This window comes from Okeania sp. SIO2C9 (genome assembly GCF_010672455.1).
Classification (GTDB): domain Bacteria; phylum Cyanobacteriota; class Cyanobacteriia; order Cyanobacteriales; family Microcoleaceae; genus Okeania.
Map to the genome: position 1 here is coordinate 31,129 of NZ_JAAHGO010000069.1, position 16,813 is coordinate 47,941.

The following is a 16,813-nucleotide window of genomic DNA, read 5'->3' on the forward strand; positions in this document are numbered from 1 at the left end:
TTGCTACACTCACAGAGTAGGGAATAGAGAAGATGAAACAGATAAGTATCAGGACTTACGCAAATTTACCTTAAAAAAACACATCTGTAGAGGCAAATGGCATTTGCCCTCATTCTAGAATTTTTTTTACAGTCTAAATAAATCACAGATTAAGATGTAACAACCTTTGCGTAAATTTGGTATCAAAGACTTGCATTCCTTCTCGCTATTGTATTAGCAATTTCCTAGGGAATGCTCCACAAACATAAATTTTCCATACTCTTACCAACAACAGGGAATAGGGAACAAGGAACAGGGAACAGGGAAAAGGAAATATATAGGAAAAAAAGTATTTTGGCACATAAGAGATCCACCCAATTATTCATACTAAATTTCCCAGAAATAGTGACAGTAAAACCACCTATAAAACCTACAAAACTATGAATACCAATTTAATAAAATATTGCTACAGTCAGAGAGTAGGGAATAGAGAAAATAGAACAGATAAGTATCAGGACTTACGCAAATTCACCTTAAAAAAAACATCTGTAGAGGCAAATGGCATTTGCCCTCATTCTAGAATTTTTTTACAGTCTAAATAAATCACAGATTAAGATGTAACAACCTTTGCGTAAATTTGGTATCAAAGACTTGCATTCCTTCTCACTATTGTATTAGAAATTTTCTACGGAATGCTCCACAAACTTAACGAAGTCAGAAGTCAGAAGTTAACCCACCCCTAACCCCGACCGTGGAGGGGAGGGGAAGTAGGGAATTTTAGCAACTCCCAAAAAATATTTCGCCTTAAAAAGCGAGGTTTTAGACCCAATTATTTTGATAAATTTTCAATATTTTTACCAAAAACTTTGTAACAATACTTTTTGGAGTTATTTCCTCTATAAATAGATGGAAAAACGAAACTTATAAACAAACCCAATTAATAAAATTATTAATTTAACTAAAATGAACAACTGGCAACCAGCTACTACTTTAAATCACGGCAGATATTCCATAGAAAAAAATTTAGGAGAAGGAGGCTTCGGCATCACCTATTTAGCATGGGATAATCAGAATATCGGCACAAAAGTAGTTATTAAAACTTTAAATAATCGCGTACAAAAACTACCTGTTTTTGACAAATTTCAAAAGCGATTTATACACGAAGCAGAACAACTAAAAAAATTCCCACATCAGAATATCGTCAAATTTTATCATTCCTTTCAAGAAGGGCAACTCTATTGTATTGTCATGGAATTTATAGAGGGAGATAACTTAGCTGTTGTTCTCAATACACAAGGAATATTACCCGCAAAAAAGCACTCTATTATATTCAGCAAATTGCTAATGCGCTAATAGTCATTCACAGCAAAAAAATTCTGCACCGGGATATCAAACCAGAAAATATTATATTGCGCAAAAATACACAAGAAGTAGTTTTAATTGATTTTGGTATTGCCCGTGACTTTATTCCCAATCAAACCAACAGCTTCACCCAATTTTATACACCAGGTTATGCACCCATAGAACAATATACTCGCAAACATAGACCAGGAGAATATACAGATATTTACGCTTTAGCCGCCACACTTTATGTACTTCTCACTAACTCTCCATTACCTAACTCTATAGATAGATATCATACTCAATTAGCCATACATAAAACCCCCTTACCAAAACAAGTCCGTTTCGCTTTAAAGTTGATTTTCAAGCTGATAAAAAAAACAGGTAAACAAGACCTATTAGTAGAACCAAAACAAATCAATAAAAAAATTAGCGATCGCGTGAATAATGCCATTATTAAAGGAATGGAAATTCAACCTGAAGACCGCCCTCGGACTGTACAGGAATGGTTGACATTACTTCAAGTTAAACCTCAGAATCTTATGTCTCAAATATCTCAGGTTTCTGGAACAATTATGTCTCAAATGGCTACCTTAAATATTCCAGGTATCAAACCTCTTTATCAAAATTATGTCAAAACTTTTTATCAAGGAGAAGCAAATGTATTACTGACTATAACAGGTATATTCATATTTATTTTTGTGACTTATATCTATTCTCCCAAACTTAATTTTCCTATAACTTATCGCCCTTCACCCCCTCAACCTATTCCTATTCCACAACAAAAATCTCATCCCACTATAGAACCTCAAAAAGTACCCCAACCTTCACCCGAAACTAATATTCTAGATACTTCCCAACTAACTATTAACTATATAGATAAAAAAGTAGATTACACAACTTTGAAAAATCTATTATCATCCGATAAATTTCAAGAAGCAGACCGAGAGACATTCAGAATTATACTTTCACTTGTAGAGCGAGAAAAAGAGTACTGGTTTAATCCAGAAGATATAAACAAAATCCCCTGTACAGACCTAAATAAAATTAATCAATTGTGGATTAAATATAGTAACGGTAAATTTTGGTTTAGCATTCAAAAACAAATTTGGATAGAATTAGGAGGTAAACTAGAAATTCATAATGTAGCGAACGCTGATATTTTTATCAAGCAAGTAGGATGGGGCGAGAAGTATAAAAGATATAAAAATATTACATATCAAATTTCAGCCCCTTACGGACATCTTCCTTTTAGAGCTACTTCCCATGTTTGGAATTTTGGTGCTCCTTATCTCGCAGAAAAACTCGCAAAATGTAACATTTGATAGTCAAGGTTATTCCTACTCTAAAAAACTGAATAACTTTTTTGATAATTAGCACGCTAGTTATTGTTAATTCTTCTTATTTTTACTTCCCCTCCTGGGAGCAGTAGGGGTGGTTTCTCCAGCTCAAGAAAATATAGCAAACATTTATCACGCTTAGTATTAGTAGTTCACCAATCAAACAATTATCCCATTTTTAAAAGTCATTCTATATAGAGATAGAGCAAGGCAAGAAAAATAACATTGATTAATTGCTAGATTCATTGCCTATAAAACATCCCAAATATTAATCCGGAATCAAGGGAAAAACATCAGGAAAAGCCTGCCAAACTTTCCTCACAAAATTTTGTAATTTTTGATGTGAAATTTGCAGATTTTTCTCTTGATTATCCAGCAATTCTAATTCAGTCAAAAGTGGCATAAACTCTGTATCAATAGCTTCTCTGAATAAACATATCGGCCAAACCAAATCAGCACCATCTCGCAAATCCCATAAACTTGATTTTTCTAAATTGTTTTGATAATTTTCACACTCAACTTTTGAAGTAGAGAATTTCAATAACAAAGGACGAACCCAACACATCTTGCGTGTTTCTAATACTTGAATTACTTCTGCATATAAAAAAGTATTTTCATACTCCAAACAAACAATTTGGCTAGATTGAAAATTAGGGATGAAATTTGTCAATACTGGCTTCATATACGAAATATCCTCATATAGCAGTCTTAAATGTACAGCAGTTTTCGACTAAATTAAGTACAAATTTTGAGATTTTTTGGGAACTAAGAGATAGCGATAAATCTTAAACTGTTCCTAACTATCCGTGCAAACTTTTATAAGTTGTGCAGAAATACAGAAAAGGTAAAAAAGATAGGAACTTCAAATTTTGGTAGTTCTGCAAATGTAGTGATATTGATAAGTAAATCCCTTTGACTTTTAGACACAAAACTATAAAAATCACTACTTGTACATCACTACTCAAATATTTAATCTTATAATGTTATAGCAGTCAAAGAAAAGAGCGCGGATATATCAAAAACTTAAAACTCAGACAACGCCAGATTTTTCCTTATTCCTTCTTCCTTCTGCTATATATGAAATATGAAAAAGAATCCGACGCAATACCTCCCTTAAAATTCTTTGACAAGAAAAAGGATACATCGCAAAAATTTTAGTATTTCATATTAGTTTTGTATTTTTTCCAAATTATTGATAATTATCATACTATACCATTTTGCAAAAAAATTATTACAAATAGTGTAGTTCAGGAAGAAAGCTTAAGTTATCTAGAAAAGGAGGAAGAAGTTAGAAAAAAGCAATAACAATGTAAGCATTCAGCTATTAACATTTCCTACGGAATGCTCCGCAAACAGCATTTCCTGCGGAATGCTGCGCAAACAGCTTTTAAAGGTACAAAACTTACTAAAGTTAGATCATAGCCTTTTTATTTCCTGCGGAATGCTACGCAAACATAAGTTGGAATTTTCTTTGGAGAGTAATTCCTCCTCTGATGTGATAGTTACTTAATAACTTATAGCTGATAGCTGATAGCTGATAGCTGACCGCTGAATGCTTACATAACAATAACAATAATATATTTCCTCGCTCAATTAGCTCGATAATTTTTAACAAAAACAAACCAACCCCATACAAAAATTATCTATTATTTGTCGCCAACATTTATCAAGCTAGTATTATATATAATATTTTTCTTAGAGTATTCAGGTGTGCTGAAAATTGAGGATGATCGAGAATCGTTTAAAATCACTATAAATAAAAGCCTTTTCCATCTTCTTGGGTATAGAATATTGATGTTGTCATAAAATTCAAAAACTTTAGACTCACAATGAAAGTTAATTATTCATCCTGATTGGCGAGAAAAAGTATATTTATTACTCCTCCTTCTTTCTTCTCTGATTTACCAAATAATCAAGATTTATAGCCTCTGATTTAAAGAATAGATAAATCACAAAAATCTTATTCGCCAACTCTATCCATTTTCAGGAGAGGTAATTATTAATTATTAATTATTAATTATTAATTGTTGAATGCCCATCTATATTTTTAAGTGCTGCTTCTAAATCCATAGTTAAGTTTTGTGCCTGCTTTTTCCCCGATCCATAAATATAATCTTTTACAGATAAAGGAACACCAATACGAACCATAACATTACAACCACGGCGTGGAATAACTGGATTGTAATTCAAAGATATAGGCACTATTTTAACATCAAGATTTTGTCGATCAGACTCAGCTTGTAAACCTATTCTAGCTAACCCTGTTTTGAGAGAATGAACTTGACGATCACGGAAAATTTTACCTTCAGGAAATATTACTAACATTTCGCCATTTAACATTAATTCTACTCCATAGCGAAAACAAGAAACTGCCGGATTTTTTGGATTAAGAGGAAACCCGCCCAAACGTCTAATAAACCATCCTTGTAAACCTTTCATTTCATCCATACTAACCATAAATCTTAGGTCTCGACCAGTCACTAATCTACCTGTAGTATAAGGTATGATTAACCCATCCCAACGAGAACGATGAGTGGGAGCTAAAATCACAGGTCCATCTTTCGGAATATTCTCTTTTCCAATAATATTTATTTTACGAAAATACAACGGCATTACTATATGACGACCTAAAAAATAAGACAAAGATGCTAACCAAGGAGAAATGCTAGAAGGTTTTGAGTTTACTGGAGAATGTAATTTCCTTAAAGAAGCTTGGATAAAGTCAAGATTTATCATAGTTTTTTTAGCTCAATCATCTAATTTAATTTCTTGACTCTAAGGTAAACTTTATTCCTGCTCTAGTGGCATCCTGAAATGACACTTCTTGTACTGTCAGCTATAGAAATTAACACTTCAGTTATCATCTTTTTTATTTTTATCTGCCTATTTTATGTAAACATTCAGCTATTAGTAGTCAGCACTTCCCTGTGGGATGCTACGCAAACAGCAATCAGTAATCAATAATTACTTCTCAGGTTTGGCAAGGGAACACATGGCAGTAACTTTTTATTCAAAATCAATTTTAAAGGTTGCTTTTACCTTCCACAAAATTAGCTGAACTCCGCAGTTCCGACCTGATGCGGCTAGCTAATAGCTGGCTGCTGAATGCTGACTATTTTATAGTAGAAGGAAGAAGGCTTTAATTATCTAGAAGAGAAGAAAAAATCTTGTTTTATCTGAGTTTTAAACTTTTGATATCAAATCCGGTAGCATCTGTATAAAAGGGTGTATCTCATATTTGCAAAAATACTTTTTTCCTATATATTCCCTGTTCCCTATTCCCTGTTCCCTGTTCCCTAAAAGCGATAAATTTTTGGCTTTATTCAAAATTGAGATGCACCCGTATAAAATCTTTTGAAGTAGGAGTCAGGAATCAACCCACCCCTAACCCCTCCCAGGAGGGGAACTCAGGAATCAAGAGGGGAAAAAATTTATAAAGATTTGGTAATGGTGAAGATGGAGAATGTTTTTATACCAAATTCAACGGATTTGATCTGATATATCTTAATACCAAATCTCAAAAAGTTTGCTATATATCTTTGTAATGTGGAGATAGAGAAATGGGGAGTTAGGCAGTAGTTATATAGCAATCAAACATAGGATTACTATTCAGAAATGGTATAACCTTTCCTGAGACTGCTATATTTTCAAAGTTAATTACTTTACTTAGATAAACACAAAAATTGCTCATTATCTGTCATTGTGGATAGCAGGTTTCACCACAAAATAATTCCCTTTCTTGTTTACCGAAGGTGAGCAAACCAAGACTGTAATTCTTGACGACAAACAGATTCCATTATTCCTCCCAATACAGCCAGACGATGATGAGAAAAAACACTATCTGGAAAATTAGCAACAGTTCGTATTGTGCCAGTTTTCGGATCGTCTGCTCCATAAACCAATAAACCTATTCTTGCCTGCAATATTGCCCCCGTACACATCGGGCAAGGTTCGAGATTAACGTAGAGAGTGCATTGATTTAAGTGCCAATTCCGCAAAATTTGTCCCGCTTGTCGCAAAGCCAATATTTCTGCATGAGCAGTAGGGTCAAAATCTCGCTGCCGTCGGTTTTGAGCTTCTGCAATCAACTTGCCATCTGAGTTTACTATGACAGCTGCAACTGGTACTTCTCCAGCATTACCAGCAATTTTGGCCAATTCTAATACTCGACTCATCCACTTTTGATGGACTAGATAACTCGGATGGTCAATCATCTAAAATCTCCGATAAAACCTGACAGGATTTTAGCAATAGACTTGGGCTTAGACAATCTAGCAACTTGTTTATCTAACACTAGTGCAGGATAGCGGAAATAACTGACCAGACAAAATCCTAAAACAATTACAAATCAATACTTTTGACTTTTAACTTCCATGTAGTGGTACTAGGTCGTTGTTCACCTGGGACGGGAGAAAATTTAAATTTATCAACCATAGTACAACAAGAAAATACTAGTTCAATATAAGCAAGATGTCAAAGGATTGACTAAAAAACAGGTGCTATTACAGTAAATCGAAATAATAAGGTTTGAGATTAGTTAAATAAAGCTGTTAGATATCTAGTAACCTGGTGTACTGAAAACAAAATATCTATCAACTTCTAAAAATATGAGTAATCAGCCTTTGCAAATAAAATGGCAAATTGTTAAAGAGTATAGCGATATTCTTTACCACAAAACTGATGGAATTGCCAAAATAACTATTAATCGTCCCCACAAACGCAATGCTTTTCGTCCTAAAACTGTGTTTGAACTTTATGATGCTTTTGTTGATGCTCGTGAAGATCCAAATATTGGAGTAGTTTTGTTTACAGGTGCTGGACCTCACACAGATGGTAAGTATGCTTTCTGTGCTGGTGGAGACCAAAGTGTAAGAGGTACAGCAGGTTATGTTGATGAGACTGGAGTACCACGACTGAATGTATTGGACTTACAACGCTTAATTCGTTCCATGCCCAAAGTTGTCATTGCTTTAGTTGCTGGATATGCTATTGGGGGGGGTCATGTTTTGCATATTATTTGTGACTTAACTATTGCTGCTGACAATGCAATTTTTGGTCAAACTGGACCTAAGGTAGGTAGTTTTGATGGTGGTTTTGGGGCAAGTTATTTAGCTAGAATAGTTGGTCAGAAAAAGGCACGAGAAATTTGGTTCCTCTGTCGGCAGTATACAGCTCAAGAAGCTTTGGAAATGGGCTTGGTTAACTGTGTTGTACCTATAGAGGAACTGGAAATAGAGGGTATTAAGTGGGCTTCAGAAATTCTGGAAAAAAGCCCGATCGCTATTCGTTGTCTCAAAGCTGCTTTTAATGCTGACTGTGATGGTCAAGCTGGTCTACAAGAATTAGCTGGTAATGCTACTCTTCTTTACTATATGACAGAGGAAGGAGCTGAAGGTAAAAAAGCATTCCTAGAAAAACGACCTCCAGACTTTCGTAGATACCCTTGGTTACCTTAGAGATTGTTTGTAAAGAATTATAAAGTGTTTTTACTCCTCACCAATTCAGTATTTCAAAGCACAAAGTTTGGGATAAATAACCAAGTAGTTACAATTTAAAGAGCATTCTTTTCCCTTACAAAGCTTTACAAAAAGTCTCTTAGAGTCAGGATAAAAATGTAGCTTTTTTTTGACATAGATAAGTTACTTAGACCTTAACTTATATTTCTCATAATAACTAACCCCAATTTTGTTAGTTAGTTGAGCTAAAAAAAATTTGAGACAAACCTTGTTCTTATAGATAAAAGGGTATCAAGCACCCTCTTGAAAGAAACAAGGCTTTTAACTTTTATTTTAGGTAAAACTAACTACTTCCAAATTTTGCTCAATTTGCTGATTCCAGATAGCTATACTCTCAAGATTTTCCCAGGATTTATTAAAGGGAGATGAAGCTAACGAACAGGCTTTCCAATTACTTTCAACTGGCGTAGTTAACTTTTGACAAACACCACCACGTCTTCCTTCTGGCAAATAGTATCGACAATTACGACAAACTAAAGTGGGTTTCATAAAAAATTTTCCTAAATTTAATTGAGTCTATCTTAATTATTTTGAATCCAAGAGACTCATGGTTTTAATCTATTAAATCCATTGTGACACCTAGATTATGAATATCCCTATCAATTAAATAAAATTTATATTATTTTTATAATTACTTTATAAACAGAAACATTTATGTGAAATCTAGTACGTAAAAATGTATTAATTCATACATTATTTCGGTTAAATTGATAGGGATCAAGTTAAAAGGTAAGTCAGATCGAAGTAAAATAGATAATATTTAAACCAAGTAATGGAAAAGATTTTTGGCTTAAAGCCCATAAAAGATAGACTCAAAAAACTATCAAAAATTTCTAGTCACCCACTTAATATAAAAATTAATGTTTTTGTCTTTTCAATTACATTTGAGGAGTTAAAATTATGAAATAATTAAAACTTAACTTGATGACCACTGTTTAGTGGCACAAATTGCACATACTGACCAACGTTGAATTTCTCCCGGGGGTGTAGGACATTGGCATTGAGGACATAGAGGTAAACCTTGAAAGCAGGTATTGATAGCTTTAGCCCAATTTTTAAATGTGGTTTGAGGGTTTTGATTTTTATGAGTCGAGTCTTCCAAGGTTGCTTTTTGAGATTGAGGAATCATGCTAGGATGCTCTAGCCAATCATTTTTTTCAGTTTGTCTCGATTTATGAGAATGAATTGTATGCCAGTGAGCAGCAGAAAACCTCATATTGTCTATAGGTGTGGGTAAAAAATGATTGAGCTTATCTAAAAGTTGGGGCACCCGAAAACTAAGTTCTTGAGACAAAGCAGCACTAGATGTTGCAACATATAAAACTCCCCGGTCAATATATAGAGGCTTAGTTTGAGTAGCCATAACTCCTAAAACTTCTTCCCAATACTCCATCAGTTTTAGAAACTGTTGTTGTTGGGGCGATCGCTCCATAATTTGGATATAGCCTAAAATCTGATTGAGAGATTGAAAATCCATAGTCGTTTTACAATAGTTGGGACATTCTATCTCAAATATAAAATTTATTGAGTCGGTAACAGGAGTTCTCAAATGAGTCAAAGTTCTTTGGTTAAGTCCACTAAAAGCTCTACAGACCAATTGAATCCCACTTTGCAAGCTGTAATGGACAGTTTAGATGTACAACTAGAAGCAGAATTAACAAGATATCGCAAGTACCGCAGGCGAACAGAACAATCACAAGTTTCTCAGCAAAATAGTAATAAACAAATTTATAAAACACCCGAATTAATTTCTGTATCACCGGTAGATGACCAAACAGCATCCCCATTACCTTTATCAGAACCAAAATCATCACTAGAAGACTCTGAAATATCTGACACTTCCACTAACAAAAATTCACCAGTAGCGATCGAACCTCCAACTCCATCAGAACTTACTATGGCCAACAGAGGTGATGCAGAAAATCAGGATGGTGAGAAACAGACATCTCAACTAGGTACAGATAATTCCACAGCGCCAGATGACAACCTTGAATCTTCAGAACAACTTCTACAGAGTTTAGACAAATTAAAATCGCGTCGTCAGGAGCAACCTACTTACTTAGCAAGTTTGTTTACTCCTCTAGGAATAGTTTCCATGTTTCTATTTTTGATTTCTTGTACAACTTTGGGTTATGTTGTGATGAATCCATCAGGTCTGAAAAATCTTGGTTTAGACCGTTTGTTAAAAGATACTTCAGCTCAAAAAGATACAGATGATACTACTGGTGGTAATGGTCAAAATAGAGAGGGGCAACCTTTACCAAAATCTCCTGACTTGGCATCTCAAGAATTTGTAGATTTAGATTTGAATACCCTAAGTAATGTTAATCCTAAACCTAGCCAGTTTCCATCTCCCACTGCAACATTGAAACCTACGGTACCACCTCCAATATCCGGAAGTACTAATACTGCGGCACAACCTACTTATAAACCAGGTGCAGAACTTGATAATCTCAGCAGCACCTTATTACCTCAATATCCTAATCAACAATCTGTTGTAACTACTCCATCTTCTCCAGTGTCACCTCCAACAGTAAAAAATTCTGACAGTTCTGAAATAACTACTCCTATACAGTCAGATAATGGTTGGTATTATGTTGTTGTTGATTATGTCAATGAAGAGTCTTTGTACAATGCACAGCAAATAGTTTCAGATGCTTATATTCGTGAAACACCTAGTGGTATGAAGATACAGATGGGAGCTTTTTGGGAGCCAGAAAAAGCAAAGGAATTTCTCCAAGAATTACGGCAGGAAAAACTTGATGCGAAGTACTATAAGTTACCACCTGAGAATTATTAAAATTATTTGTCTAAGTAATTTTAATCATCAGTCAGAATTGAAAAATTAACTCTATTAGACCTCTCTGGAAAAGAGAAAGTAGGGAGTAGGGAGTAGGGAGTAGGGGTAAATAATTGATTATTTTTGCACGATAATTGATTTGATTTTTGATGATTGGAGATGTTTATTGAACTAATAGTTAATATGATGTATCTGATATTTGAACTAGACTTATATGGATTTAAATATAACTACTAACTACTGAAAAAATCAACTGGATACGTTGAAGTTAGCTTGATATTCGTCTTAAACTTTAATTATTGAAAACTTAACTCTATTAGACCTCTCTGGAAAAGAGGAAGTAGGGAGTAGAGAGTAGGGAGTAGGGAGTAGGGAGTAGGGAGTAGGGAGTAGGGGTAAATAATTGATTATTTTTGCGCGATAATTGATTTGATTTTTGATGATTGGAGATGTCTATTGAACTAATAGTTAATATGGTGTAGCTGATATTTGAATTAGGCTTATATGGATTTAAATATAACTACTAACTACTGAAAAAAGAATCAACTGGATACGTTGAAGTTAGCTTGATATTCGTCTTAAACTTTAACTTTGGTAGGATTGACCTAATTGCCAAAAATTTATTCCTTCCTTGATTCAACAGCGCCTTATTTTCTGAGTAAATTAAATTATGGCAATAGACAGATAGTTTAGAGCTTCTGCTGATGATGATCCGAATCAGGGGAAATATTTTTCCCACTTTTTCCTGTTCTCTGTGCCCTTTTCTCTGCTATAGATAATATCAAAATATAATAAATAATAATTAAGAGGGATAGTTTTTATGGGACTTTTAGACCGTGTTTGGCGGGTAATTCGTGCTAATATTAATACTTTAATTTCTGGTGCGGAAGATCCAGAGAAGGTTCTAGAGCAGACAGTGACAGATATGCAAAATGACCTGGTGAAACTACGCCAGGCAGTGGCTCAGGCGATCGCTACTCAAAAACGTACTGAACGACAATATTCTCAAGCTCAGTCTACTGCAGATGAATGGTATAGGAGAGCGCAGTTGGCTTTGCAAAAAGGCCAGGAAAATTTGGCACGGGAAGCTTTAACTAGACGCAAGTCTTACCAAGAAACTGCTACAGCGATGAAAGTTCAGGTGGAACAGCAAAAACAGGTAATGGAAAAGCTGAAGCAAAATATGAGACAGTTGGAACAAAAAATTAGTGAGGCCAAACTCAAAAAGAATATGTATATTGCTAGGGCACGTTCTGCTAAGGCTTCGGAAAAGTTAAATGAAATTTTGGGCACTGTGAATACTGGTAATGCTTTGAGTGCTTTTGAGAAAATGGAAGAGAAGGTCATGCAGCTTGAGGCTAAGTCTGAGGCGATCGCTGAGTTGGGAACTGATAGTTTAGAAAAACAATTTGCTTCTTTGGAAGAGGGTAATGATATTGAGTCTGAGTTGGAGGCGATGAAGGCAGAAATGTTGCCCAGAGGAACTAATTCTCAATTACCAGTTCAAGATAGTTATAATCCTAGAAAAACAGAATAATTATTTGAAACTTCATGGAATGAATCTACATGAATTATAGAGGTTTTCTTATGTGACATTCTCCTACATCAAATCAAAGATTATGATGTAGGCATCCCTTCCTCACGGACGCGGGCTTTCTGTTTTGCTGGCGCAACGCTGCGCGAACACAGGGAGTGCAACCACTTAACCCTCACCAGACATAGATGATGAGACCCACCACCTTTTTGTACTCAACAATTCTGTACTCATCTAGCTCCCTCAAGAGTTTTACCTTTTCACGGGCTGACTAGAACTTCTGAATTGAACCCCATACTCTATGTTGTTTTCATGGTTCTCTTAGGTGCGTATTAGCGCTACTCCTACATATAATTAAAATAACACAAGAAAGCACAAAATGCAAGCTCTAAGCGGACGCTACGCGGTTTATTTGTTGGTCGGCAATTCCCCTCCCGTTAACTTATGTATAACGGGAGACCCCTTGCCGACATCAAAGTTGGATTTAAGCGATGAACTAGAGTCTGTCTTTTTACTTGAAGTATTCTAGCTACTCAAGATAACTAAGGTTATGGGGATTTTTATTATACTGTTTTGCTTTAAACAAATTAATTTTGTTAAAGGACAAAGCAACAGACTTTTTCTAACCCAGGTAAACCCATCTTCAATATTTCAGTCTTATATTTATGTCCGGTGTTTTTCGTTGATACTTAATCTCAAAATCATTACCACTCAGCAAAGTCCTAATTTTTATAGGTAGTTCGCGGAGAAAGAAAGGCTTAAAATGAATATATAGCTATGGGGAGAGTCTCCTTATCTATTACTAATGAAAAATTTGGCCTATAGTAGTTAGTATTGGCCAGTAAGAGCTAGCTAAACTAAACATCAAAGGAAAGATAAAATTATGGGATTATTTGATAGAATTAGTCGCCTCGTTAGAGCTAATGTTAATGACATGGTAAGTAAAGCTGAAGAACCTGAGAAGGTTCTAGAACAGTCTATTATTGATATGCAGGAAGATTTAGTCCAGTTGCGTCAGGCTGTTGCTAGTGCTATTGCTACTCAGAAACGTAGCCAACAACAATATAATCAAGCTCAATCTCAAGCTAATCAATGGTACTCCAGGGCACAGTTGGCTCTACAAAAAGGAGATGAAAATTTGGCCAAGGAAGCTCTACAGCGCAAGAAGACTTATTCTGAGACAGCAGACACTGTAAAACTATCTTTGGACAGTCAAACAAGTCAGGTAGAAGTTTTAAAGCGGAATTTAACAGCTTTGGAAGGTAAGATTTCTGAAGCTAAGGCGAAGAAGGATATGTTGAAAGCGCGAATGACTGCTGCTAAAACTCAGGAGCAGCTCAATAATACAATGGGTTCTCTGAATACTAGCGGGGCAATGGCAGCTTTTGACAGGATGGAAGAAAAGGTTTTACAAATGGAGGCCCGCTCCCAAGCTACAGCAGAGTTAGCTGGTGGCAGTGGTTTGGAAGAGGATTTCCGAAAGTTGGAAGCTAGTAGTGATGTTGATGATGAGTTAGCGGCGATGAAGGCACAAATGTCTGGAGGTTCTGTAAATCCGAATCCACTACCCGCGTCAAATCAGGGTTCAGCAGAAAAATCGGAGGTTGATGCTGAACTGGAAGATTTGCGTAAACAACTTGACAAAATGTAAGTTTTGTTTATCTGCTAAATGTGCTGATATTTCGGCAATACTTTGAACCTTGATGGATATTAAGCATCATCCGTCAAGGCTCTTTTCTATTTAATTACACAATTTTGGCCAAAAATACTGAAGTTGCACTAGTGACGTTCTCTCTCGCTAAATAAAACCGATTATAGCGGGAAGCTCTCTCCTACTCACGGATGGAGCTTCCTGCTTCCCTGAATGACTAATGTCTAAGCCTCCACAGGCAGCAACGATGAGACCCACCGTTGTCTTGTACTAAAAGTTCTATACTCACCCGGTTTACTTCAGGGAATTTTACCTCAAATACGAAATTACCAGGAATTCACCAGTTAACCCCATATCTTGACTTGTCTAGGTTCAGCAGTCAGGTACGTATTACCGCCACTCCTAACTGGCATGAATGTAGCACGCTTAAGATACCTTGTCAACTAAAAAACGCTACTAGTTTTTTTGCGGGTCGCGCCCTGCCCTCCTGTTATACCCGTTAGGGTTAACGGGAGACCCAGAGCGACATTTAGTTGGGCTTATAGTTCATAATCCCATGGTCAAAGACAAAAGGGAGCTGCTTTTTTGATTATATTCACAGCCGTTCACGCACCTCATTGATTAATCCAATGCTTGCAGTACGATACAAACTTAAGCAAGATTCTTTGATGGTGATTTAGCCTTGAATTCTCAGCCTACTTGATTATACCATTAAACATAAGGTCAAGAGTTATTAAATTTTGTCAAATATTTAGTAGCTGGTTAGTACAAATTCACGAATATATTTGGCATTGTTTGACTACATTAAGACTATATTTATTTACAACGTTTATTATACTATATGGCAATAGACAAATAGGTTAGGACATAGAGTGATAATCATCTTTAGACAGGGAAATGTTTTTCCTGCTTTTTCATGCTTCCTGCTATAAATAACTTAGATTTGCCTCCCCTCAAGTTGAATCAGCTAAAAGTGATTATAGAACTTACTCATAATGACTATTAAACTTAAGCTAATTTATGATTCAATTACAAGTAAAATTTATGCCTTCTGCTTTCATTAAATATTTATTAACTTAATTATGTCTAAATTACGCTGGCTAATTCTCAATTCTTCTGCTTCTGGATTTGGTCTTTGTTCACTTATATACACCATCCTTATAGTATTTAAAGAATTAAGTATTTTAAACGTTTTTATGCTGATTTTGGTCTTAGTTTTTTTGATGCTTAATTTAGTATTCACAGCTCATTATTTTTCTCAAATTTCCCGAGAACTATACATTAGAAATAAAATGCAAACACAAATGAAGATGAGGGCTAAACCTACAAGGTATCGATATTAAATTTTGAGTGAATCATTACTGTAATATAGTTGTCGGGAATATATAACAGAGTATTTATAGTAAATAGTTACTAAATTAGTACAATATCATGTCTGTTTAATTAGCGAGCAAAAAGCTATCCTCTCACTTCAATGGCAAATCTTTATATTTTCCCTACTCCCCACTCCCTGCTTCCTTATTCTTAATATGAAATATCAAAAAGAATGCTACGAATCATTTCCCTGTTTAAAAGACTTTACCTAGAAATGTCGATTTGACTAAAAATAGAGTTTGACTCTAACTAAATGATATATAGGCTATTCCTACTGAATCAGTCCTCCTGGCTACTGACTGCTTGAAACACCCTAAGTATTTATAGGAAAAATTTTAGTATTTCATATTACTTTATCAGTACTTAACCAGACATAAAATAATACAACAATCTTGGGCAAAATATTTGTAGATTATGTTGAAAAAAAAAGGGTAGTCCTGTAGTTATAGTGATATTTATAAGTAGGGTTTACCGATCAAATCTAAAAGCATTTACAGATAAAGGTAAGTGCCTTTTTAGAACGAAAAAAAGTGCAAATTTTTAAGCTTGAGCGACCAAAAAATTAGGATTTTGGGGTAACTATGGCAAAAAAATAAAGGGATAAATATATCTGACTACCTCCTCTAAATTCCCAATTCCTCCTGACTCCTGACTCCTGACTCCTACCCCTGCCATGCATACTTTTTCAGCAAGCCCTAAATAAATCCCTTTCACTCTCATAAACAAAACTAAAAAAATCACTACTTGCACACCACTACCTAAGGCAGAAGGTTACTTTAAATTGTTGCAATTTTCTAGAAAAATACGTTACAAAGTATCTAAACTGGCTAACTTATTACTACAGCTAATTACTAAAAATGTTTGACTTTATTAACTCTATTCTTGGTCGTCATCCAGAACAAATCAAGGCTAATGTTGAAATTTATACTTGGCAAACTTGTCCCTATTGTATCAGGGCAAAACTTTTGCTGTGGTGGAAAGGTGTCAACTATACAGAATACAAAATAGATGGAAATGAAGCTGCCAGAAATACTATGGCTGAACGTGCGAATGGATATCGTACTGTGCCACAGATTTTTATTAATGACCAACATATTGGTGGCTGTGATGAAATTTATACTTTAGATGGAAAGGGTGAGTTAGATCCTTTAGTAAACTACCCGGCATCAAATCAGAGATTATGATGCGGGCTTTTCGTAGCCCTCCAGTATGTCCTATATAGTTAGCTGTCTTGGTACGAAATCAAGACTGCTAACTTCACAGGATAACCAGGGACCT

The 16,813-nt window shown here is 35.1% G+C and carries 11 protein-coding genes and 1 pseudogene; 7 read left to right on the forward strand and 5 right to left on the reverse strand.

Annotated features, from left to right (window positions below):
• Positions 1–942: 942 nt before the first annotated feature.
• Positions 943–1,751 (forward strand): annotated as a pseudogene (locus F6K23_RS31950) (serine/threonine protein kinase); the annotation flags it as partial.
• A gap of 153 nt (positions 1,752–1,904) precedes the next feature.
• Complete coding sequence (locus tag F6K23_RS31955; RefSeq protein ID WP_293163632.1) at positions 1,905–2,645, forward strand: GUN4 domain-containing protein; 741 nt, start codon at positions 1,905–1,907, stop codon at positions 2,643–2,645.
• 283 nt (positions 2,646–2,928) lie between these two features.
• Here F6K23_RS31955 and F6K23_RS31960 read toward each other — a convergent pair whose 3' ends face one another.
• The 3 genes from F6K23_RS31960 to F6K23_RS31970 form a co-directional block, all read right to left on the reverse strand.
• Positions 2,929–3,342 carry a hypothetical protein gene (locus tag F6K23_RS31960; protein ID WP_293163614.1) on the reverse strand — a complete coding sequence of 138 codons (414 nt, stop codon included), beginning with the start codon at positions 3,340–3,342 and terminating at the stop codon, positions 2,929–2,931.
• A gap of 1,331 nt (positions 3,343–4,673) precedes the next feature.
• The gene (locus F6K23_RS31965; protein WP_293163616.1) at positions 4,674–5,396 is read right to left on the reverse strand and encodes a 1-acyl-sn-glycerol-3-phosphate acyltransferase; all 723 of its coding nucleotides are present in this window, start codon (positions 5,394–5,396) and stop codon (positions 4,674–4,676) included.
• A gap of 1,007 nt (positions 5,397–6,403) precedes the next feature.
• Entirely contained in the window at positions 6,404–6,874 is a 471-nt protein-coding gene (locus tag F6K23_RS31970; protein WP_293163617.1) for a nucleoside deaminase, read from the reverse strand.
• A 408-nt stretch (positions 6,875–7,282) separates the two neighbouring features.
• On the opposite strand from F6K23_RS31970, the gene menB reads away from it, so the two are divergent.
• Entirely contained in the window at positions 7,283–8,116 is an 834-nt protein-coding gene (gene menB, locus F6K23_RS31975; RefSeq protein WP_293163635.1) for a 1,4-dihydroxy-2-naphthoyl-CoA synthase, read from the forward strand.
• 333 nt (positions 8,117–8,449) lie between these two features.
• Here menB and F6K23_RS31980 read toward each other — a convergent pair whose 3' ends face one another.
• Both F6K23_RS31980 and F6K23_RS31985 read right to left on the reverse strand, forming a co-directional pair.
• Positions 8,450–8,665: a hypothetical protein gene (locus tag F6K23_RS31980; protein ID WP_293124920.1), complete on the reverse strand. Its 216-nt coding sequence runs from the start codon at positions 8,663–8,665 to the stop codon at positions 8,450–8,452.
• Between the two features lie 427 nt (positions 8,666–9,092).
• Positions 9,093–9,653 carry a DUF721 domain-containing protein gene (locus F6K23_RS31985; protein WP_293163619.1) on the reverse strand — a complete coding sequence of 187 codons (561 nt, stop codon included), beginning with the start codon at positions 9,651–9,653 and terminating at the stop codon, positions 9,093–9,095.
• 72 nt (positions 9,654–9,725) lie between these two features.
• On the opposite strand from F6K23_RS31985, the gene F6K23_RS31990 reads away from it, so the two are divergent.
• The 4 genes from F6K23_RS31990 (at position 9,726) to grxC (ending at position 16,719) form a co-directional block, all read left to right on the forward strand.
• The gene (locus F6K23_RS31990; RefSeq protein WP_293163621.1) at positions 9,726–10,976 is read left to right on the forward strand and encodes a hypothetical protein; all 1,251 of its coding nucleotides are present in this window, start codon (positions 9,726–9,728) and stop codon (positions 10,974–10,976) included.
• Between the two features lie 820 nt (positions 10,977–11,796).
• Positions 11,797–12,513, forward strand: coding sequence for a PspA/IM30 family protein (locus tag F6K23_RS31995; protein ID WP_293163624.1), 717 nt, complete (start codon positions 11,797–11,799; stop codon positions 12,511–12,513).
• A gap of 880 nt (positions 12,514–13,393) precedes the next feature.
• Positions 13,394–14,161 (forward strand): PspA/IM30 family protein, encoded by a 768-nt coding sequence (locus F6K23_RS32000; protein ID WP_293163626.1) that lies wholly within the window; start codon positions 13,394–13,396, stop codon positions 14,159–14,161.
• Positions 14,162–16,392: 2,231 nt separating this feature from the next.
• The gene (gene grxC / locus F6K23_RS32005) at positions 16,393–16,719 is read left to right on the forward strand and encodes a glutaredoxin 3 (RefSeq protein WP_293163628.1); all 327 of its coding nucleotides are present in this window, start codon (positions 16,393–16,395) and stop codon (positions 16,717–16,719) included.
• Positions 16,720–16,813: the final 94 nt, after the last annotated feature.